The 20,945-nt window shown below is 65.8% G+C and carries 16 protein-coding genes and 1 riboswitch; of the genes, 7 read left to right on the top strand and 9 right to left on the bottom strand.

Features of this window, described 5'->3' with window-relative positions:
* Window positions 1–43: 43 nt before the first annotated feature.
* Together JVX98_RS05550 and JVX98_RS05555 are read right to left on the bottom strand one after the other, a co-directional pair.
* Entirely contained in the window at window positions 44–1,414 is a 1,371-nt protein-coding gene (locus JVX98_RS05550) for a HAMP domain-containing sensor histidine kinase (protein WP_205236078.1), read from the bottom strand.
* Window positions 1,411–2,085 carry a response regulator transcription factor gene (locus JVX98_RS05555; RefSeq protein WP_205236079.1) on the bottom strand — a complete coding sequence of 225 codons (675 nt, stop codon included), beginning with the start codon at window positions 2,083–2,085 and terminating at the stop codon, window positions 1,411–1,413. The genes JVX98_RS05550 and JVX98_RS05555 overlap by 4 nt, the downstream gene beginning before the upstream one ends.
* 227 nt (window positions 2,086–2,312) lie before the next feature.
* Between JVX98_RS05555 and JVX98_RS05560 the strand changes: the two genes are divergently transcribed.
* Window positions 2,313–3,794: a patatin-like phospholipase family protein gene (locus JVX98_RS05560; protein WP_205236080.1), complete on the top strand. Its 1,482-nt coding sequence runs from the start codon at window positions 2,313–2,315 to the stop codon at window positions 3,792–3,794.
* 46 nt (window positions 3,795–3,840) lie between these two features.
* Here the strand turns inward: JVX98_RS05560 and JVX98_RS05565 are convergent, their stop codons facing one another.
* The 3 genes from JVX98_RS05565 to JVX98_RS05575 all read right to left on the bottom strand — a co-directional run bounded on the left by JVX98_RS05565 (window position 3,841) and on the right by JVX98_RS05575 (window position 10,749).
* On the bottom strand, window positions 3,841–4,908 hold the full coding sequence (locus JVX98_RS05565) for a GH25 family lysozyme (protein WP_205236081.1): 1,068 nt from the start codon (window positions 4,906–4,908) through the stop codon (window positions 3,841–3,843).
* A gap of 169 nt (window positions 4,909–5,077) precedes the next feature.
* Entirely contained in the window at window positions 5,078–6,637 is a 1,560-nt protein-coding gene (locus JVX98_RS05570) for a radical SAM protein (protein ID WP_192450129.1), read from the bottom strand.
* Complete coding sequence (locus JVX98_RS05575; RefSeq protein WP_205236082.1) at window positions 6,634–10,749, bottom strand: AAA family ATPase; 4,116 nt, start codon at window positions 10,747–10,749, stop codon at window positions 6,634–6,636. The genes JVX98_RS05570 and JVX98_RS05575 overlap by 4 nt, the downstream gene beginning before the upstream one ends.
* Window positions 10,750–10,920: 171 nt before the next feature.
* Here JVX98_RS05575 and JVX98_RS05580 point away from each other — a divergent pair, with 171 nt between their 5' ends.
* On the top strand, window positions 10,921–12,606 hold the full coding sequence (locus tag JVX98_RS05580; protein WP_205236083.1) for an amidohydrolase family protein: 1,686 nt from the start codon (window positions 10,921–10,923) through the stop codon (window positions 12,604–12,606).
* A gap of 34 nt (window positions 12,607–12,640) precedes the next feature.
* On the opposite strand, the gene JVX98_RS05585 is transcribed toward JVX98_RS05580, so the two are convergent.
* From JVX98_RS05585 to thiO, 4 genes are read right to left on the bottom strand one after another with little or no spacing between them, the layout of a single operon-like run.
* A complete protein-coding gene (locus JVX98_RS05585) occupies window positions 12,641–13,246 on the bottom strand; it encodes a thiamine phosphate synthase (protein ID WP_205236084.1) in 606 nt (201 codons plus the stop codon).
* Entirely contained in the window at window positions 13,243–14,016 is a 774-nt protein-coding gene (locus JVX98_RS05590) for a thiazole synthase (protein ID WP_205236085.1), read from the bottom strand. Before JVX98_RS05590 ends, JVX98_RS05585 begins: the two co-directional genes overlap by 4 nt.
* Window positions 14,017–14,019: 3 nt before the next feature.
* Window positions 14,020–14,217: a sulfur carrier protein ThiS gene (gene thiS, locus JVX98_RS05595; RefSeq protein WP_192450134.1), complete on the bottom strand. Its 198-nt coding sequence runs from the start codon at window positions 14,215–14,217 to the stop codon at window positions 14,020–14,022.
* Window positions 14,214–15,182 (bottom strand): glycine oxidase ThiO, encoded by a 969-nt coding sequence (thiO, locus tag JVX98_RS05600; protein ID WP_205236086.1) that lies wholly within the window; start codon window positions 15,180–15,182, stop codon window positions 14,214–14,216. The genes thiS and thiO overlap by 4 nt, the downstream gene beginning before the upstream one ends.
* A gap of 163 nt (window positions 15,183–15,345) precedes the next feature.
* Window positions 15,346–15,465, bottom strand: a riboswitch (TPP riboswitch).
* A 422-nt stretch (window positions 15,466–15,887) separates the two neighbouring features.
* On the opposite strand from thiO, the gene bioB reads away from it, so the two are divergent.
* From bioB to JVX98_RS05625, 5 genes are read left to right on the top strand one after another with little or no spacing between them, the layout of a single operon-like run.
* The gene (bioB, locus tag JVX98_RS05605; protein ID WP_205236087.1) at window positions 15,888–16,904 is read left to right on the top strand and encodes a biotin synthase BioB; all 1,017 of its coding nucleotides are present in this window, start codon (window positions 15,888–15,890) and stop codon (window positions 16,902–16,904) included.
* Window positions 16,901–18,046 (top strand): 8-amino-7-oxononanoate synthase, encoded by a 1,146-nt coding sequence (locus JVX98_RS05610; RefSeq protein ID WP_205236088.1) that lies wholly within the window; start codon window positions 16,901–16,903, stop codon window positions 18,044–18,046. The genes bioB and JVX98_RS05610 overlap by 4 nt, the downstream gene beginning before the upstream one ends.
* Window positions 18,043–18,681, top strand: coding sequence for a dethiobiotin synthase (gene bioD / locus JVX98_RS05615; protein ID WP_205236089.1), 639 nt, complete (start codon window positions 18,043–18,045; stop codon window positions 18,679–18,681). Before JVX98_RS05610 ends, bioD begins: the two co-directional genes overlap by 4 nt.
* A complete protein-coding gene (locus tag JVX98_RS05620; protein WP_205236090.1) occupies window positions 18,678–19,946 on the top strand; it encodes an adenosylmethionine--8-amino-7-oxononanoate transaminase in 1,269 nt (422 codons plus the stop codon). Before bioD ends, JVX98_RS05620 begins: the two co-directional genes overlap by 4 nt.
* Complete coding sequence (locus JVX98_RS05625) at window positions 19,943–20,932, top strand: beta-ketoacyl-ACP synthase III (RefSeq protein ID WP_205236091.1); 990 nt, start codon at window positions 19,943–19,945, stop codon at window positions 20,930–20,932. The genes JVX98_RS05620 and JVX98_RS05625 overlap by 4 nt, the downstream gene beginning before the upstream one ends.
* Window positions 20,933–20,945: the final 13 nt, after the last annotated feature.

The raw sequence follows: 20,945 nt of genomic DNA on the forward strand, positions 1-20,945 counted from the left end.
CCGATTCAAGGGAAAGCAGCGTAGGTTCCGGGGCTTGTTCTTTTCAAGCTGTCTTGGCTGCCGCCAGCGGCAGGACGATGCGCATGCAGGCCCCGCCGGACGCCGAGCGCGCGACATCGACGTAGCCGCCATGCAGGTGCACGATCTTCTGCACGAGGTTGAGGCCAAGCCCCGCGCCCTTGCCGTCCTTGCGCAGGCGCTGGAACGGCTCGAAGATCCGGTCGGCTTCGCTGCGCGGAATGCCGTCGCCGTCGTCGCAGACATCGATCGCGCCCAGCGGATCCACCTTCACCGTGATGGTGCCACGCCTTCCGCCGTGATCGATGGCGTTCTGCACGAGATTGGTGAGCGCCCGCTCCAGCGACGCCTCGTCGCCGGAAATCATCACCGGTCGTTGATCCGCCTCGAAACTCATCTCGTATCCGGCACCGAAGCCGAGCGGCGCGAGCGCAACGATCACCCGCTCGGCCAATGCCGCAAGATCGACCGGCCTGAAGTCATCGTTTTCGGCGTCGAGCCGTTCGAGGTCGAGAAGCTGGCCTGCCAGGATGGAAAGGCGCGTCACGTCCTCGTTGAGGCGCGTCTTGTCCGGTCCCGGCGGCAGCGAGGCGATGCGGGCGCCAAGGATCGCGACCGGCGTGCGCAGTTCGTGGGCGGCCTGCGCCAGGAAGCGCTTGTGCCTCGTATAGCCGTCGTCGAGCCGCGTCAGCGCATCGTTGACCGCCGTCACCAGAGGCAGGAACTCGTTGGGAACGCCCGTCACCGGCATCTGGATGCCGCGCTGGTCATATTCGATGTGGGCGGCATGCGCGGCCGCGTGCGACAGGCCAGAAAGCATCCTTCTAACGACGATCGGTGTGACCACCACGGTCGCAAAGGCGAGCAGCAGCAACATCGGCACGAAGATGGTGAGGAAGGCGCCGGTGGTTGTGAGCAACAGACGGCCGAGGGTCAATTGTCCCTCCGTGCCGCTGAAGATCTGGACCATGCCGGCCGGCGACTCGAGCCATTTGACCACCGCCTCCGGGCGCGCGTTCTTGTCGGGGGAGCGCCGGAAGCGGGCGTCGTTCATGCGCTCGAGTCCGGCGACCGCAAAGGCGAATTCTTCCGGCACCGTGCCCTCCGCGAGGCTGTGCCCTTGCTTGTCGCGGACGATGAACCAGATCTTTCCGGCTTGCTGGCGCAGTCGCTGCAGTTCCGGCGTTTCCTGAAGTTCGAGCCCGCCATCGGCTTTGCGGGTGATCGCATCCTTCAAGACGTCGACATTGCCGTTCTCGTAGCCGTCGATGAGATAGCCGGTCACCCAGAGCAGGCCGACCGCAATGGCGATGACGATGAGGATCGCGACCGTTTCGAACAGCACGAGCCAGCCGACGAGCCTCCATTTGAAGGAATGGGAAGCGCGGACGCTCATTGGTCTTCCCGTAGCAGATAGCCGACGCCGCGGATGCCGTTGATGGTCACGCCGGCGTCTGCGTCTGCCAGCTTGCGGCGCACACGCGAGATATGGGTGTCGAGCGCATTGGACTGGATCTCGTCGTCGAGGCCGAAGACGGCCTCCATCAGGGCGGCGCGCAGCACCATGCGCCCCATGCGGCGGGTCAGCGTCTCAAGCACCAGAAGCTCGCGCCGCGGCATCTTCAGCGGTGTGCCGGCCACGCTTGCCTCGCAATGGGCGAGATCGAAGGAGAGACGCCCGACGGTGACGACATCGCATTGCACCGGAACCGGGCGACGGGCCAGCGCCCGCAGCCGCGCCAGCAGTTCCTCGAAGGCGAAGGGCTTGCCAATGTAGTCGTCGGCACCGCCATCAAGCCCGGCGACCCGGTCGGCGAGATCGTCGAGCGCCGTTAGCATCAGCACCGGCACGGTGTTGCCGCGCGCCCGTATCACGGGGATGAGCGAGAGCCCGTCGCCATCAGGCAGCTTGCGATCGAGCACGACCACGTCATAGACGGCATCATTCAGGATCAGCGCGGCTTCGGCGAGATCGCGCGCATGATCGGCGATCATCCGGTGATGGCTCAATGCGGCCTTCAGCGCCCCCGCCAGTTCCTTCTCATCTTCGACCAGCAAGACCCGCATGAATGCGCTTTACCCTGTGCAATGTGCCTACGCGCGCGACCTTAGTGCCGCTTCATAGAGGGAACCTGTCATCCCGCCGCAACGTAATCCCGATCTTCGCCGCCGCACAATCATTCGTTGCGAGCGCCCTGCATGACATGCAGTCTCAATCTTGATCCTTAGGCTTGCGCGCCAGTGACACCTGGAAAGACAGGTCTCGCGGGCAAAGCTAACCCGGATCACGGCGCATGACACTCAACAAACAGACGTCGATTACAATCAGGCAACGCAGGCAAAAGCCGGCTGGTTACCGCGTGGCCCGCTCGGTTGCGCTTGCGCGCGCCAGCCGGTTCCTGCGCCACGGTACCCTGGCGCTCGCTTTTGCTGCAGCCGGCTGCGCCGGCCCGGACGTGACGCCCACCAACAGGCGACTTGAACTGACGACGGGCGCCGTGCCGCTTGCGCAATCGACGCCGGATGTGAGCGACACCGGCATCATCCTTGCCTTCTCCGGCGGCGGCGCCCGCTCAGCGGCCTTCGGCTACGGCGTCCTGTCGGCGCTGGCCGAGGCGCCGTCTCCGGGCGGGCGAGGGCGTCGGCTAGCCGACGATGTCGCGGTTGTTGCCGGCGTCTCCGGTGGTGCTGTGCTCGCCTCTTATTTTGCCTTGAACGGCCGCGCGGGCCTTGAGGACTTCCGCAAACGGTTTCTCGGGCGCGATGTCGAGGCCTCGCTCAGGACGTCGTTTTCACCGCCCAATATTCTGCGCGGCTATCGCGGCGGCGTGAACGATCGCACCGGGTTCCCAGCCTGGCTCGATGCCAACCTGTTCGAGGGCGCGACGCTCGGCAGCCTCGAGCGCCGCCCTGGTCAGCCGCGCCTGGTGATCCACGCGACCGATCTCTACAACCGTGCACCGTTCATCTTCGACCGCGCCTCGTTCACCGCCATCTGCAGCAGCTACGACGACTATCCGCTCGCCTATGCGGTCGCGGCCTCGGCCGCTGTTCCGGTCGTTTTCGCGCCGCTGACCTTGAAGAATTTCCGAAGCGGTTGCGAGGCGCTACCCGAGGCGAAAACACCGAAGACAGGGCCTCGGGCGCCGGGCTCGCTGGTTGCGCGCGAATACGCCGGTTCCCTCAAGCGCTACGAAACGGCAAGCGACCTCAACTATCTGAAGCTCTACGATGGCGGTCTCGTCGATGGCGTCGGTACACAAAGCCTGCTGCATGTGATGGGTCGGCCGGCCCCGGACCCCATCCCGGTGGAGCGTGCCTTGCGTCTCAGGCATCTGGTGGTCATCGTCGTCGATGCCTCAACGCGGATCGGCGGGGACATCTCGAAAACCGTCGACAGCCCGAGGGCTCCCGATGCGATCGTCGCCGCCATCGACGCGATGATCAATATTCCCAATCTCCAGAGCTTCGACGCGCTGCGCGATCAGCTGCCGGCCTGGCGGCAGAAATTCGTGACGTGGCGGTGCGGCAGTGGCGGCGGCAAGCGTGGCTGCGGCGACCTCGATGTCGATATCGTCCGGCTGGCGCTGTCGGATGTCTCCGATCCGGCGCTGGCGGAGCGGATCCTCGGGCTGCACAATCGGCTGAGCCTCAAGGAAAAGGACGTCGATTTTCTTGCGGGTCTCGGCCGGCGCCTTTTGCGCGACCATCCCGGCTATCGGCGGTTCCTCGACCGTATCAACCACGGCGGGCCGAAGGTGGCCCGCGCGGGTTGAGAAGGCATAAGGTCAGATCAGAGAAACGAGAGGCGTGCCAGCGGGCTCAGTTCGCCCGGGCCTCCAGCCAGTCGTGCCACTGGTCCTCGCTGCCGTGGAAGACGTTGAGGTCGATCTTGCCATCGACGCCCTGCGAAAGGCCAGAACCGGAATACTGCCAGAACAGCCATTTGCGGTTCGGGTAGACGATCGACGGGTGCTGGGCGACGGCACGCAGCCAGAACGGATAGTTCTTGAACGCGCCCTGCAGGTTGTCGGCATAGAAGTCCGGCGCCGTGTAGATGATCGGACGCTGGCCGTAATGGGCCTCCAGCTTGTCCATGAACACCTGCATCTTTTCGCGCACGCGCTCGGGCGACAGGCGGCGCTTGCAGCTGGATTCGCCGTTATATTCGACGTCGATCACAGGCGGCAGCGCGCCCGGTTCACGCGGAACGTTACGGATGAACCAGTCGGCCTGTTCGCCGGCCGTGCGGCACCAGTAGAAGAAGTGATAGGCGCCGCGGCGGATGCCGGCCGCCTTGGCGGCGCGCCAGTTCTTCTTGAACATCGGGTCGAGGTGGTCGCCGCCATCGGTTGCCTTGATGAAGGCGAAGTTCGCCCCTTGCGTACGCAGCCGGGCCCAGTCGATGTCGGCCTGCCAGCGTGAGACGTCGACGCCATGCACGGCCATCTTGCGCGGATTCTTGGCACGACCGAAGTTGATCGGCTTGGCGTCGCGGAAGCGGTGACCGTAGATCCGCGAGCGGCCCTGCGGCATCGCCTGCGTCACCGGATTTTCCGGTGCGACGAAGGCAACCGGGCGCGCGTCCGGAACAGGCGCGGCGAGCGTTGTCGTCATCGTGGTGTTTGCCGCGGGCGCGAAGGCTTCCGGTTCCGGAACGGGGCCGGCCCAGGCGAGCATTTCCTGCGCCGGTGCCGATTGGACGTTCTGCGGCGGCGTCACCTGCCCGACCCGTGCACCGACATTGGCGGCGGGCACCGGTGCGGCCGACATAGCGACCGAACTCGTCGTTTCGCGCGAGGGCGGCGCGATGGTGTCCAGGCTGGAACTGGAGGAGCAGCCCGAAATGAGGCCGGCAAAAAGGATTGCGGTCGCAGCTGAAAGACGCATGGGCACCCGTACGCAAAACAAGGTCGACGGCGATCGCCGGCCGACAGGTGTGAAATAGCTAACGGAAGCTTACTCAAAAAGTTTGAATCCAATCTTACCAAGCGAACCCAATTTCACGAACTAGAGGTTGCATCGGGCCGGGCACTTTGACGCAGGCGTGGTGGCGCCTTCAGCCGGACGAATGTTCGATGCCAGTGCCTGTCCGTTGCCGGCGGCTAGTGCGGAATTCGAGGTTGCGGGCGATGGTTTCGTCGAGCGCGCCGGACGCGTCGGTGATCATCGTCGGCGCAAAATGCGAACGGAAACCTTCTCCAACCCTGAAGGCCGGCGTGTAGAGCGGGCCGAGCGGCTGCGTCGTCGTCACGTAGGTGAGATTTTCGTCGCTGCCCGAGCGCGTCGGCAGGCCGTGGCGATGGAGGACCGAAGGAAGCGCCAAGCGCAGGCTGTTGGCAAGCAGATGGATCATCTGCCGACCGGAAAGCGAATGGCGGTAGTTGCGGTAGAACCCCAGGCAATGGCGCAGGATCCTGGCACGGTTGCCGTCCAGACGCGACAGCTTGCGGGCAAAGAGCGCCACCTCCTCAAGACCGTCGAGCGGACGGGTCATCAGCGTGAACCCATCCATGTCACGCAGCTTGGCCGAGGGAAGGAAGCGTTCGTCGGCGACGCATTCGTCGAACAGCGGCGTGCCGAGCAGCGGGATCGTCAGGCTCAGGAACGCCGGCAACGGCATCGTGGTTTCGCCGGTGATGAAGGAGAGTTCCTCCTGCATCGCCTCGATCGTCTGCGACGACGGGTCGAACATCAGGCCATACTGGAAGGCGACGCCGGCATTGAGGCAGGTCTTGATCGCCTCCAGCTGCGGCACCACCAGGTTCTGCTTCTTCTGGTAGCGCTTCAGCTGCGCTTCGCTCAGCGTCTCGACGCCGCTGAACAGACCGAGACAGCCGGCCGCCCGCACCGCGTCGAGATTTTGCGGATCGCGGTAGAAATCGCCGGTGACAAGGGCGATCCAGCCCTGAAACAGGCCCTGTCGCCACAACGAGCGGATCACGTCGAGCTTGGCATGGAAGACGTCCTTGCTGTTGCCGTAGAAGTTGTTGTCGATGAACAGCACGTATTTCTTCGGCGGCGCGTTGCGCAGCTGCGCCTCGATATAGGCGGGATCGTAGCTGTGGTAGCGCCGGCCTTCGGCGGTCAACGCACAGAAGCTGCACTTGAAATTGCAGTAACGGCTCGTCTCGACGTAGCTGACCGGACCGCGCCAATTGGCAAGGTCGAAGCGCGGCAGGATCGTCTCGGAGACGGCCCATTCGCCAAACACCTCCCGGATGACCGCCTGCATCTCCTCGACGTCGCCGTCGCAGGCGTAATCGAAGGTCTCGGCGCTCGAGACCGGGAGATTGCGCACGACCGGCCCGCCAGCGACAACGACGCAGCCGGGCGACTTGGTGCGGGCATAGGCCGTCAGGTGCTGCATCCGGTCGAAGGCTGCGGTCACGCCGGTCAGCACCAGCATGTCGAGTTCTGCGAAGGCCGCCTCGTCGACGAGCGGTCCGTCGTGGAACTCGCTATAGGCGCGAAGGTCCACGCGGTCGCGGGCAAAGGCGCCCGCCAGGAACAGGTGACCGGTTCCCTGGGGAATGAAGTCGGGGCGGCCCCTGGGGTTCCGGGTTTCGTCGAAATGGGCAAGCACGATCAGGATGCGGGGAGGACTGGTACGGTTCATGCGCGGCTTCCCTGGGATCTGGCAAACTGGACATGCGGCGCCTGGTCGGTTTGACCAAGCGGAAGAACCTCGCACCAGGTGGCCCGGCGCAGAGAAAACATCGTCTCGAACGCCTGGCGCGATTCGGCATCCCGGGGTCCGGCGGCATGCTGCAGGGCGGCGAGCGCCACGGCCGGCATCTCCAGGCGGATCGCTTCCGCGAAGGCATACTGGGTGACGCGCTCGGCGCGGCGTTGCTGGCCGCGGCGCAGGTGCAGGGTCGCTTCGCCGAGTGCCGCCGCGGGCCGGCCGATCGGGTAGACCCGCGCGAAGCGCTCGAGTTTTCGAAGGACAAGCTGAGCTGCCAGCAGGTCACCGCCATCGGTGTCGCTTGCAACATCGAAGAGACGGGCAAGCGCCGGCAGCGTCCGCGTCTTCATCGCCGGGTTGAGCGTCTCGCACCAGGACAGCGCCCGCTCGAGCCAGCTTGCGGCCTCCGTCGCGTTGCCCCGTCGCCGCGCGGCCTCGCTCAGAAGCGATGCGCCTTCGATCGAATGGACGAGTTCCAGCCCGTCGCCCTTTTCGCGAAGGATCTGTTCGAGTTCGTCTAGGTCGGTCTCGATCGCATTCCACCGGCCAAGCGCTGCATGGCCCCGGAGACGGCCGAGCAAACCGCAACCGAGCACCTGCATGTCCCCGCGCCGGCGTCCTTCCTCGCAGATCCGTTGCACGAGGATCTCCCAGGGCGCGATGCCCTCGAAGGCCGAGGTCAAAAGCCACGGGCCGGAAATCGTCTCAAGCCCGACCGCTACCTCGCACCAGCGCCTCAGATCGCCGACCTTAGCCGCATTGTTGAGGCCGGCCTCGAAGGCCCGCTTGCCCGCGTGCCAATGACCGATGCCGATCTGGTACATGCCCGACAGAAGGTCGACCCGAACGCGCGTTCCCAACTGGTCGACGCGTTCGGACAATGCCGCCGCTAGCCGGCTGTAGTGTTCGGCCTGGCTGTGCAGCGGGATCACGCCGCAGATAGCGCCGAGGCTCGCATAATTGGCGGCGGTCGTCGGCGAGACGTATTTGTTTCTCTCGGCAAGGTTCGTCGCTCGCAGCGTCGCATGGATCAGCCGCAGCTTCTCGCTGGTGAAGTAGTAGATCCGTGTCAGGTCCTCATGCGCCTTCGCCGCAAGCAGGAAGGGATCGGACGGCGATCGCGAGATTTCTCGTTTCAGGATCCAGTCCGCGTCGCGATGAGTGGTGCGCCGCCACACCTGTTCGGCGAGATCGAGCACGAGATGCAGCGCGAGGCCGGCGGAGGTGCGCGGCAGCGGCAGGCCGGAAAGCCGCAGGCCTTCCTCATAGGCATGGCGGGCCGCTTCGGCGCGGCCAAGGTTGAGGCTGGCTTCGCCGAGCAGGAAACAGGCGGCCGCCCGTCTGGCCGGTAGAATGGTGATCGAAAGATCGCGCGCCGTCTTGAAGAAGCGTTCGATCAGGTCGACGACGGCGGCGTTGTCGAACTGGCGCAGCCGCAGTTCGGCAACGCGGTCCAGATAGTTGAAGGCCCGCGCGGCGTCGCCGGCGCGCTCCCAGTGGCTGAGCACGCGCGGCAGGTTTTCGGCATTGTCCGGCTGCCCGCCTTCTTCCATCGCCTTGGCGATGGCGCGATGAGCTTCATGGCGCTGTTCCGACAGCAGGCTCTCGTAGATCGCCTGGCGGATGACGGCATGGCTGAACATGAACCGGCCCGGGCGGTCGTCGGCGGGCTTGATCAGGTGCGCCGCCTGCAGCCGCTCGATACTCGCCTCGATATCCAGTGCCGTCTTCCTGATCGGCGGCAGCGCGCCAAGCTCGGCGAGCGAGAAGGTTGCGCCCATGGCGCTTGCGATCTTCAGCAGCACCTGCAGCTCCGCCGGAAGCTGGTCGGTCCGGGCAATCACGGTCACCTTGGCGGTGTTGAGCAGGGTCGCATCGTTCGAGCGGGGCTCGGAGAGCAGCGAGACGGCTGCGGCGGGCTCGGCCGCCTTGGGCAGCCGACGCTCGCCGATCATCCGGCAGATCTCGCAGACCAGCAGCGGGTTTCCGGCCGATTGCGCATAGACCGCCTCGCCGAAGCCGTCGGCGGGCGAGTTGCTGCCGATCGATGCGCGAACGAGCGCGATCGTGCCCTCGAAATCGAGCGGCAAAAGATCGAGCGTCTGGGCGCCGTTATGGTGCAGGCCGGTCCACCGGGTCAGGTCTTCCTGCGTGCGGGTCGTCCGGGTCGACACGACGACCGGTACCGGTGCCGCCCCTGAAACCAGCCGCCCCAGCAACTGACCGGACGCCTCGTCGAGCCAGTGCACATCTTCAAGCACGACGAAGCCCTGCCCTCCGGCGAGGCTGTCGGTCATGAGCTCGCTCAGCAGTTCGCGCAGCCGGTGGGAGCGCCCGTCACCGGACATGGCCCGGGTTTCCGGCGTGTCCGGCAAGGTGAGGTTGATGGCATCGTTGAGCAGCGGCGCGAGCGAGGCGAGTTCCGGTCTTTCCGCAAAGAAGAGCCCCACCTGGTCCGTGGCCTCGGCGCCGCGCAGATCGCCGATGCCGAGCAGGTCGCGGATAACCCCGCGCCAGGCAAAATAGGGCACGTCGCTTTCGATGTCGTCGGCATTGCCGACGAGCACGCGATTGCCGCGGTCGCGACAGCGCTCCACGAAGGCGCGCAGCAGCGCCGACTTCCCGACGCCGGAATCGCCTTTGACGATCATGATGCCGGACTGCCCCCTGGGCGCGCTGTCGAGATAGGCGGAAAGGGCCGTCATTTCGGCTGCGCGGTTGAGGAGTGCCGGCGACTTGGTGTCGATCGTCGCGACAGTCTCGGCGATCGGCGCGAAGGCGGACACGCCGCCGCGCACACCCGGTATGGCCAACGACCACGGTCCGGAGAAAGCGATCTGGCTGGCAGTCTCCTTGGCCGTCGCCTGGTCGACCAGGATGCGCCCGGCGGCGACGCTTGCCAGGCGCGCGGCCATGTTCACGGCGGCGCCGACCACCGTGTAGTCCGCGCGGTGGCTGGCGCCAAGCGCGCCGCAGAAGCTCTCGCCGGTGGAGATGCCGGCCGAAAGGCCGATGTCGGGATCGTCGAGTTCGCCTGAAAGACGCAGTGCCGCAACAATCGCGCGACGCGCGTTGTCGGCATGTTTGGGGCCGGGCAGGCCGAAGACCGCGAAGATCTCGAGACTGTTTGCATGGAGGGCCGTATGGAGGATTTCGCCGCCGGTGCGGCCGACGACGGCGATCGACCGTGCAACGAGCTGGTTCAGCCGGTCGAGATCTTTCTCGAGGTCCGGGCCGACGATATGCACAAACAGGGCCGTCACGGTTCTCAGGTCCGCCAGCCATTCCGAAAGCGGCGACAGAAGCCGGCCGCGCAGCGAAAGCGGCAGATAGGTTTCCAGCCGCTTGCTGGCGGCGCCCGAAAGGGCGCGGGGCGGCCTGGTCGCGGTCGAATAGGGATCGATGCGTTCGAGGCGGGCGGTGCCCTCCCGGCCGGGCGCGCCGGTTGCCCGCTTACCGATCAGCTGCCACACGGCGTCGGAGACGAGAATTTCGCCGGCATCGCTCAAAAGACCGCAATGGTCCGCCTGCGCCAGGCAGTCGCCGCCGACGATCAGCCAGCGCTGGTCGACACGGGGAACGAGGTGCAGCAGGGTGATGGTGCCGACGCCGACGGCGATGCGCAGTTGCAGCGCGTCCTCCGGCCCGCCGGGGCCGCCGATCTCTTCACGGATGCGGCCGGCGCAATAGCAGCTGCGCCAGGCGGCCTGCTCCAGCTCGCTGTCGGAGGCAGCCTGCCAGCCGGCAAGCAGGCTGTCGCCGGCAAAGCTCAGCACCGTGCCGCCATGTTCCTCGATATGCCGGACGAGTGGTCCCATGTAGCCGTTGAGCAGCCGGCTTACCCGTTCGGCGCCGGCGGCGCGGTCGCTTTCGGACCATTTGGCGGTCAGCCGGGTAAAACCGGAAATGTCGGCGAACAGCAATGTGCCGGGAAAGTCCTCGCGCGTCGGGCCAGCCGAATCCGTCGCCGCCGGGGCAGACCATCGAACCAGGGCTCCCGACAGGTAACGTTGGAATTCATTCTTGCCGGCGCCACCTACCACGCAAAATTCTCCCCAAGATTTTAGAGTAACATGCCTCCTTTCGCACTTAAAGTCCGCCCGTGTTGACCTACGGGGTTCCAGTAACGGCAAGTAAATATCTGTTCCACGCCGCTTGCGAACGGAGTAATGTTTGCCCGATTGTTCGAGGGGGTCTCGCAACAGGAGGGGATGATGGGGGTCGACTGGGGTGGTCCGGTCGCCGCCGTGACACGCCGCAATGTCTTGCGGCTGTTCTCGGCAGGCGTGATGGCGAATGTGCTTTCCGGGTGCCGACACGACTGGCCACCGGCTGCGGCCTGCGAGCTGCCCTATCCGATCGTCGACGTTCACTGCCATTTCTTCAACGCGGCTGATGTACCGGTCGAAGGGCTCGTGCGCTATGTGGCGCTGCGGGAAAAGTTGCCGGAAGCGAGGCTCTCCGCCGATCCGCTGCAGTCGAAGCGCCTGGAAAACGCCCTGGTGGTCTTTCTCGTGACGGCCCTTGGCGATGTCGCGCCAAAGGCCAAGGTCGAGGACGCCATTCTCAAGAGGCGGATGCCGCGCCCTTCCGACGCCGAGTTCGAGCGGCAGAAGGACGAGCAGTTGCGCACCGCCGTCAAGCAACTGGTCGCGCTAGCGGGCGAGCAGCGCGCGTCGTTGACCGCACAAAGCGGCGCCGAAACGCCGGATTATCAGGGCCTGCTGGAACAGATCGGCGGCGCCCCCGGCCTGCCGCAGGGCCTGCAACGGCGCTCCGGCAGCGTGGAGGAGACGGATGTCGATGCGCTGGCGTCGGCCGCCAAGGCCCACGACCAGATCGGCAACTACCTTTCCTTCGTGCGCCTCATGCAGGACTACCGGGAAAACCTCGCGGAAACCTATGCCCGGATCTTCGCGTCGAAATGCCGGTTCTCGATGATCACGCCGAGCATCCTCGATTTCGAGAAATCGATCGGCGGCAGGGCATCGCCGCAGCACGACCAGATCGACGTGATGGACGAGATCCAGCAGCTGGTGATCAAGCGGCACGGCATCCACATGCACAGCTTCGTCGGCTTCGATCCGCATCGGGAGGCGCAGAAGCGCGGCTCGTCGCTGGAAAACGTCCGCTATGCGATCATGGAAAAGGGCTTCATCGGTGTGAAGATCTACCCGCCCATGGGCTTCAAGGCCTGGGGCAATGCGGATCCGGCGATCGATGCGGCGCTGAAGCGGCTCTACGACTGGTGCCGCGACAACAGCGTGCCGATCATGGCGCATGCGGAAAACAGCATCGGCGCCGGTTGCGGCTATGGCAATATGGCGAGCCCCGCCTACTGGGAGAAGCTGCTCGATACCAACCGTTACAATGACTTGCGCATCAACCTCGCGCATTTCGGCGCATTCGATGAAGTCATTCGCCCGGGCGCGCCGACGGGCGTCATGGTGTCCTGTGCCCAGGACAAGTTCTCCGGCCCGCCGACCTGGGAGGACATCATCGGCAGGACGATCGACCACGGGCGCCGGCCGAACCTGTTTGCCGACCTGAGTTACCTCAGCGAACTCGTCACCGACAACACGCCCGGGCTGCACGAAAAGATCCGCGCGCTGCTCGACAAATGGCTGAAGGACTACGATCCCGGTGCGCGCCATCTGATGTTCGGCACCGACTGGTCGATGATGGCGCTGGAGAAGGACTACAACGCCTATGTCCCGCGGATCGCCCAGCAACTGAAAGAGGCCAATGTCAGCGAGGAGGACCAACAGAACATCTTCTGGAAGAACGCCTCCCGTTACCTAGGCCTCGACCGGCCGGGGCCGACCCGCCAGCGGCTCGCCACCTATTGCCGCAAGCGCGGCCTGGATGCCTCCTGGCTGTCGCAGCTGGAGATCGCCTGACCGCGGAGATCGACGCCCGCGGTCTGGCACGTGCTCATCGCCACGGTGCGGTTCTGGTAATCCATTCGCGGGTCCGGCCTTCCGGGTCGGCATTGCGGGTGATGTCCGTCACGACGGCGGCGATGTCGGCGCCGTGCTCGAAGACGCCGGCAATCCGCTCGACGTTGAGACCGCCGATAGCGACCAGCGGCAGGGAGCCGACGCGCTTCCGCCAGGCGGCAAGACGCGGCAGTCCCTGCGGCGCCCACTTCATCGCCTTGAGGATGGTCGGGTAGACCGGCCCGAGTGCGATGTAGTCCGGGTCGGCTGCCAGCGCCGTCTCCAGTTCCGCCTCGTCATGGGTGCTGAGGCCGAGCTTCAGGCCGGCGGCGCGGATCGCGGCAAGGTCGGCCTCCGCCAGGTCCTCCTGACCGAGATGGACGAAGTCGCAGCCTTCGGCGATCGCCAGCTGCCAGTAGTCGTTGACGATGAGCTGGCAGTCCTGCTCGTCGCAAACAGCCTTGGCCGCGCGGATCTCGCGGCGGAGCTCCGGTTCCGGACGATCCTTGACGCGTAGCTGCACCAGCTTGACGCCGAGCGGCACCAGCCGCTCGATCCAGTCCGCGCTGTCGACGATGAGGTAGAAGGGATCGAGTTTCACGCAAACACCGCCTTTCCGATGACGGGGGTGGAAGGAACGGCAAAATCGCGCGGTTCGAGCATGCCCGCCTCGAAGGCCTGCCGCCCGGCATTGATCGCGCCCGCAAACGCCGAGGCCATCAGCGCGGGCCTGGCGGCACCGGCGACGGCCGTGTTGAGCAGGACGGCGTCGAAGCCGAGTTCCATCACCGTCGTTGCGTGCGAGGGCCGGCCGATGCCGGCATCGACGATCAGCGGCACATCGGGGAAATTGGCCCGCATGGCCCGGAGCGCCTGGATGTTCTGTGGCCCCATGGCGCTGCCGATCGGCGCGCACCAGGGCATCAGCACCTTGCAGCCGGCTTCCAAGAGCCGCTCGGCAACCACAAGGTCATCCGTGGTGTAGGGAAAGACCTCGAACCCTTCGGCCGAGAGGATGCGCGCTGCCTCGACCAGCCCGAAGACATCGGGCTGCAGCGTGTCGTGGTGGCCGATCACTTCGAGCTTCAGCCAGTTGGTTGCGAAGACCTCGCGGGCCATCTTGGCCGTCAGCACCGCCTCGGACACCGAATGGCAGCCGGCGGTGTTCGGCAGCACGTGCACGCCGAGCGCCCGGATCAGTTCGAAGAAGGCGCCGCCCTGGCGGCCTCCGGCGGTTTCGCGCCGAAGCGAGACCGTGACGATCTCGGTGCCCGAGGATCGCACCGCATCTTCGAGCACGGCGGGGGAGGGATAGCGGGCGGTGCCGAGAAGCAGTCTCGAGCGCAGGTCCTGTCCATAAAGCGTCAGCATGTCTCAGCCTCCTTTCATCGGCGAGAGAATTTCGATGCGGTCCCGGTCGCAAAGCGCATGACCCGAACGGTCGGCCCGGTGCACCAGTTCGCCGTTGACGGCAGTGGCGAGCCAATCGCCTTCGAAGTCGAGCGCAGCCAGAAGCTCGGCGAGGGTGGCGACGGCGAGGTCGTGATCCTCGCCATTGACGGTCAGTCTCATGCGGCATCTCCCTTCAGGTCCTGCACAAGGGCAAGGTCGGCTGCTTCGGCCGCCAGGGCCGGCGAAAGCAGGAAGCCATGGCGGTAAAGTCCGTTGATCGTGATGGTCTGCCCGGCGCGCAGGGCACGCGGCAGGTTGTCGGCGAAGGCGGGGCGGACACCGGCGCCGGTCTCGACGAGGCGCGCTTCGCCGAAGGCCGGATGCAGCGCATAGGCGGCGTTCAGCAGTTCCATGAGCGAACGAGCGGTGATCGGTCCGCCATCATCCGTCTCGATCATCGTCGCCCCGCACATGAAGAGGCCGCCGCGCGGCACGATATAGAGCGGGATGCGCGGATGAATGAGCCTGACGGGCCGCGACAGCTCCACGTCGCTTGTCTCAAGATAGAGCATTTCGCCGCGCACGCCGCGCAGGCCGGGCGTGTCACCGGTGCCTGCCGCACCCGTGCAGTCGGCGACGAGATCGTGCTGTCCGTTGTCGCTCGCCTCGGTGACGAAGGCGATGCCGCGATCGACAAGCTTCTGCCGCAGCCGGGCGAGCGCCCGGCGCGGGTCGAGATGCGCCTCGCCCGGAAAGAACAAAGCCTCCCGGAAGCGCCCGGCAAGTGCCGGTTCCAGCCGTTCGATCGCGGCAGCATCGAGCCATTCGTAGCCGGAGGTGCGCGAGGCGAAGCGCCTGAGTTCGCCGGCGTCCCGTGGCGGGGCGACGACCAGCGTACCGTTGCGGGAAACTTCGCCTGGCAGGACGTCGTCCCACCAGTCGATGGCGCCGATGCCCTTCGTCAGCACCGCCTCTTCGGCGCTTTCGCGCTCGCACCAGGGCGCCAGCATGCCGCCGGCAAACCAGGATGCCGCACCGGCAAAGCCTGGCTTACGCTCGACGACCGTCACCGCGACACCGCGGGCGCTGAGTTCATGGGCCAGACAGAGCCCTGCGACGCCGGCACCTTTCAGGAGGACCCGCATCGCTCAGCGCTCCCGTGCGGCGCGGACGGGCCGTCGTAGGCAACGAAGCGGGATGGTGTTGGCGGTGTGCATGCCGAGGCTCCAAAGGTGGAGACCCAGTTCAGGAGCGGGGGAGGGGAAGGACGCCTTGCCGATTGATCCGTCACGTGAGCGCGACGTTTGCGGCAGCGAGTCTGCACCGTCCCTACGCCAGTATGAACTGGATCAGGTTCAACGGGTCACTGCGCCGCGCAACCGCATAGCAGAATCTCAGCCCCTTGGCGGGACACCCCTGGTGAATGCTCCAAGCTGACCGCTCGGGGCCGTTTTTGTCAAGAGCCAGCATTCGTGCTGACTGTGATCTGACTGCCGAAAAAATTATCTATAATTTTGCTGCGAGAAAGCGGAGGTGTCGGTGGCGTGATGGAAGGAAGGGTGTTGGCCGACCGGAGTGGAGCTTGGAGTGCCGGGAAAGTCCGGAGTCGTAACGGTTTCGTTGGTGGACGTGCGAGATTTCCGGGCTGACGCGAGAGTGATTGATTGTCGGTTCTTGCCCTCTGTCGACGGCGTCCGGACCCTCATGTGATCCGAAGATACAACCTGAAGAATATAAGATGTAAGAATTTCTCCGCTTGGGTGCTTGCGAATTCCCGCGTCCGTCAAAATTATAGATAATATTGGATTCTATCTATTTTACGATCGCGACGACCTGGAGGACAAGCTGAAATGCTGGACGAAAACCGACCGACTGGTGCTGATTTGATCCCGGGCGACGCGGCCCAATCCCGCTGGGCCCGGCCGGAAGCGGAGAAAATCTATAATCTGCCGTTCAACGATCTGCTCTACCGCGCCCACACCGTCCACCGTGCGCAGTTCGATCCCAACGCCGTTCAGATGAGCCGGCTGCTCTCTATCAAGACCGGCGGCTGCGCTGAGGATTGCGGCTACTGCAGCCAGTCCGCTCACTACCCGACCGGGCTCAAGGCATCGAAGCTGATGGAGGTCGAGCGTGTGCTTGCCGAGGCGCGCAAGGCGCGCGACGGCGGCGCGACCCGCTATTGCATGGGGGCCGCGTGGCGCAGTCCGAAGGACCGCGACATGGATGCCATCGTCGCCATGGTCGGCGGGGTGCGGGCGCTCGGCATGGAAACCTGTATGACGCTCGGCATGCTGACGCCGGCCCAGTCTGCGCGGCTCGCCGAGGCCGGGCTCGACTACTACAACCACAATGTCGATACGTCCGAACTCTTCTATAGCGAGATCATCACCACCCGCAGCTTTGCCGACCGGCTGGAGACGCTCGCCAATGTCCGCGACGCCGGCATCAAGGTCTGCGCCGGCGGCATCCTCGGCATGGGCGAAACCGCTGACGACCGGATCTCGATGCTGGTAACGCTCGCCAACCTGCCGGTGCCGCCCGAAAGCGTGCCGATCAACATGCTGATCCCGATCCCGGGTTCGAAGCTGGCCGATGCGGCACCCGTCGATCCGATCGATTTCGTCCGCACCATCGCGCTTGCCCGCATCCTGATGCCGCAATCGAATGTCCGGCTTTCGGCCGGGCGCACCGACATGAGCGACGAGACGCAGGCGCTCTGTTTCTTCGCCGGCGCCAATTCTATTTTCGTCGGCGAAACCCTGCTGACCGCCGACAATCCCGGCGAGGACCATGATGCAGCACTCTTCCGGCGGCTGGGGTTGAAGCCGATGGCTCCACCGGCAAGGCAGGACGCGGCGGAATGACCGCGGGTCTGTTTGCGCGCCATGAGAAGACGCTGGAGGGCCTCGAACGCAAGGGCCGCCGGCGCGCTCTTGCCCCCGCTGGCGGAGTGGATTTCACCTCGAACGACTACCTGGCGCTCGCCGCCTCGCCGCGGCTGAAGGCAGCGATAACGGCCGCCATCGCGCGCGGCGTGCCTGTCGGCTCCGGCGGCTCAAGGCTGTTGCGCGGCAATCACGAAGAACACGAGGCGCTGGAGACGGAAGCGGCCGCCTTCTTCGGCGCCGAACGGATGCTCTTCTTCGGCAGCGGCTATGCCGCCAATGCTGCCATGTTTTCGACGCTGCCGCAGCGTGACGATCTCATCGTCCACGATGCCCTGATCCATGCGAGCGCTCACGAAGGCATCGCCGCAAGCAAGGCCGATGCGGTGGCAGCAGTGCACAACGATGTCGGCGCCTTTGCCGATGCCATCGAAAAATGGCGCCGCGCCGGCGGCACAGGGCGCCCGTGGATTGCCGTCGAAAGCCTCTATTCGATGGATGGCGATCGCGCGCCGCTTGCCGACCTCCTCGCGCTTGCCGCGCAGCATGACGGCTTTCTCGTCGTCGACGAGGCGCACGCGACCGGCGTCTTCGGACGGGAAGGTCGCGGTCTGGCGGCGGAACTGGAGGGTCGTGAGAATGTCGTCGTGCTGCACACCTGCGGCAAGGCGCTCGGTGTTTCCGGCGCGCTGGTCGGGGCGGGCGCCCTCCTTTGCGACTATCTCGTCAACCGCGCCCGCAACTTCATCTATTCGACCGCGCCTTCGCCGCTCGTCGCGGCCGCGGTGCGTGAAGCGCTCGCAGCCCTCGTCGACGAGCCGGAACGCCGCGCCGCATTCGACGGCCTGAGGTCTTTCGCCAACCGGGCGCTTGTCGAGACGCTCGGCATCGAAGGCAGCGGCTCGCAAATCCTGCCCATCCCGATCGGCGACAACGGCCGAGCGCTCCGCATCGCCGCCCGCATGCGCGCCGAGGGTTACGATATCAGGGCAATCCGCCCGCCGACGGTGCCGGAAGGCACCGCGCGTCTTCGGATCGCCATCACGCTCAACGTCGACCAGCCTGCAGTCGTGCGGATGCTGCAGCAGTTGAAGATCGCGATCGCCAAGGAGCGGCCATGAAGACCCGTATCGTGGTCACCGGTACCGATACCGGCATCGGCAAGACCATCTTTTCCGCAGCCCTCACCGACGCGCTCGAAGGCTGCTACTGGAAGCCTGTGCAGTCAGGTCTCGACGAAGAAACCGACAGCGAAACCGTCGCCCTGCTTGGCCGGTTGTCGGCCGACCGCATCCTGCCTGAGGCCTACAGGCTCGCGACGCCGGCCTCGCCGCACCTGTCGGCGCGGATCGACGGCGTCACCATCGCTCCGGAACATCTGTCCCCGCCCGCGGTGGACCGATCGCTGGTGATCGAGGGCGCAGGCGGGCTTCTGGTGCCGCTGACGGAGCGCATGGTCTTTGCGTCTGTCTTGGCGCGCTGGCAGATCCCGGTGGTTCTCTGCGCGCGCACCGGGCTCGGCACGATCAACCACACCCTGTTGTCGCTCGAAGCGCTGCGTCGCCGCGCCATTCCCGTTCTTGGCGTCGCCTTCATCGGCGACGCGCAGGAGGACAGCGAAGCGGTCATATCCGAACTTGGCGCCGTGCGGCGTCTCGGCCGGCTGCCGCGACTCGATCCGCTGACGCCCGACCGCCTGCGCCGCGCCTTCGCTGAAAATTTCAACATCGCCGATTTCCTGGAGGTGCCGGCATGAGAAACTCCGCCGTCTGGTATCCCTTCACCCAGCATGCGCTGGAATCGGCGATGCGCCGCATCGTCGGCACCGAGGGTGCCTATCTCGTCGACGAGGACGGCGCGTCGATCCTCGACGCGATTTCGTCCTGGTGGGTCATCACTCACGGCCACCGTCACCCCACCATCATGGAGGCGATCCGCAGGGCCACGGAGACGTACGACCAGATCATCTTCGCCGAATACACCCACGCGCCGGCCGAGGAACTCGCGCGCGGGCTGATCGAGATCGCGCCGCCCGGGCTCTCCCATGTGTTTTATTCCGACAGTGGTTCGACCGCAGTCGAGGTCGCGCTGAAAATGGCGCTCGGTTTCTTCCACAACAGCGGCCAGCCGCGGAGCCGCATCTGTGTGCTGGAGCATGGCTATCACGGCGACACGATCGGCACGATGTCGGCCGGCGAAAGAGGCGTCTTCAATGCCGCCTACGCGCCGCTGCTTTTCGCCGTCGATCGCCTGCCTTTTCCGGAGCCGGGCCGGGAGCAGGCAACGCTCGACGCCTTCGAACGGGCTTGCGCCTCCGGCGAGGTTGCCGCCCTGTTGATCGAGCCCCTGCTGCTTGGCGCCGGTGGCATGAAGACCTATCCGGCTTCCGTGCTGTCCGAGCTGAAACGCATTGCCGAACGGCATGGCAGCCTGCTGATCGCCGACGAGGTGATGACCGGTTGGGGGCGGACGGGCAGCCTGTTTGCCTGCGAGCAGGCCGGGATCACGCCGGATATTCTCTGCACCTCGAAGGGGCTGACCGGAGGCGCGCTTCCTCTGGCCGCGACGCTTTGCAGCTCGGAGATCTTTACGGCGCATCTTTCGGCCGACCGGCGCAAGACCTTCTTCCATTCGAGTTCCTACACGGCCAACCCGATCGCCTGTGCCGCGGCACTCGCCAATCTCGCCGTCTGGAGACAGGAGCCTATAGAGGCGCGCATCGAAACCTTGGGCGCACACCAGCATCGGCATCTGGCGCGCTTCGCCGATGATCCGCGCTTCGCCGACGTCCGCCAGCTCGGCACCATTACGGCCCTCGATCTCGTGGTGCCGTCCGGCGGCTATCTCGCCGAGGTCGGCCCGCGGCTCCGGGCGTTTTTCCGTAAGCGCGGTTTGCTGATCCGTCCGCTCGGCAACGTCATCTATCTGATGCCGCCCTATTGCGTCACCGATGCCGATCTTGGGCGGGCCTATGACGCGATCGACGAGGCGGCGTCGCTCTTCGGGGCAGGGCAGCTATGAGGCCCGCTCGCTCCTCCCGGATTGTCGGCTTCGGCCATGCGGTGCCCGAACGGCGTGTCGCCAATAGCGAGATCGAGATGACGCTGGGGCTTGAGCCCGGCTGGATCGAGCGCCGCACCGGCATTCGCGAGCGGCGCTGGGCCGCGCCCGACGACACGCTTTCGGGGCTCGCGGCAAAGGCGGGCGCAATGGCGCTCGAGGATGCCCGCACCCCGCACGGCGATATCGCCCTGGTCCTGCTTGCGACCTCGACGCCGGATCACCTGCTGCCGCCGTCCGCTCCCCTGCTTGCCCACCATCTTCGCCTTTCGAATGCCGGCGCGATCGACCTTGCCGGCGCCTGTTCGGGCTTCCTCTACGCCCTGACGCTTGCCGACGGCTTCGTGCGGACGCAGGGAAAGTCGGTGCTGGTGGTGGCCGCCAACATCTTGAGCCGCCGGATCAACCCGGCCGAGCGGGCGAGCGCCGTGCTGTTTGCCGATGCCGCCGGTGCCGTCGTCGTCGCCCCCAACGATGATCGGAAAACCGGTCTGCTCGGCGTAGACCTCGCCGCCGATGGCAGCCGCTACGACCTGATCTCGATTGCCGCGGGCGGCAGCAACAGGCCGTTTTCTGCCGACACCAGGCCGCAGGATCTGCTGATGACGATGCGCGACGGGCGCGAAATGTTCGCGCAGGCGGTGGAGATGATGACGGCCTGTGCCGTCAACGCCATGGACGCCGTCGGCTGCAGCGCGACGGACATCAGTCGCTTCGTGCCGCACCAGGCCAATGCGCGCATCTTCGACGCCGTGTGCGACCGGCTCGGCATTGCGCCGTCGAAAACGGTGCGCACGATCTCGGACTACGGCAACTCGTCGGCCGCGACCATCCCGCTGTCGCTATCCCTGTCGCACCGGCAAAAGCCCTTCATCGCCGGCGAAAAGCTGTTGCTGACGGCGGCCGGCGCGGGGCTTGCTGGAGGGGCGGCGGTGCTCGCGATCTGATGAGGCGCCGAGG

This window comes from Ensifer sp. PDNC004 (assembly GCF_016919405.1).
GTDB lineage: Bacteria > Pseudomonadota > Alphaproteobacteria > Rhizobiales > Rhizobiaceae > Ensifer.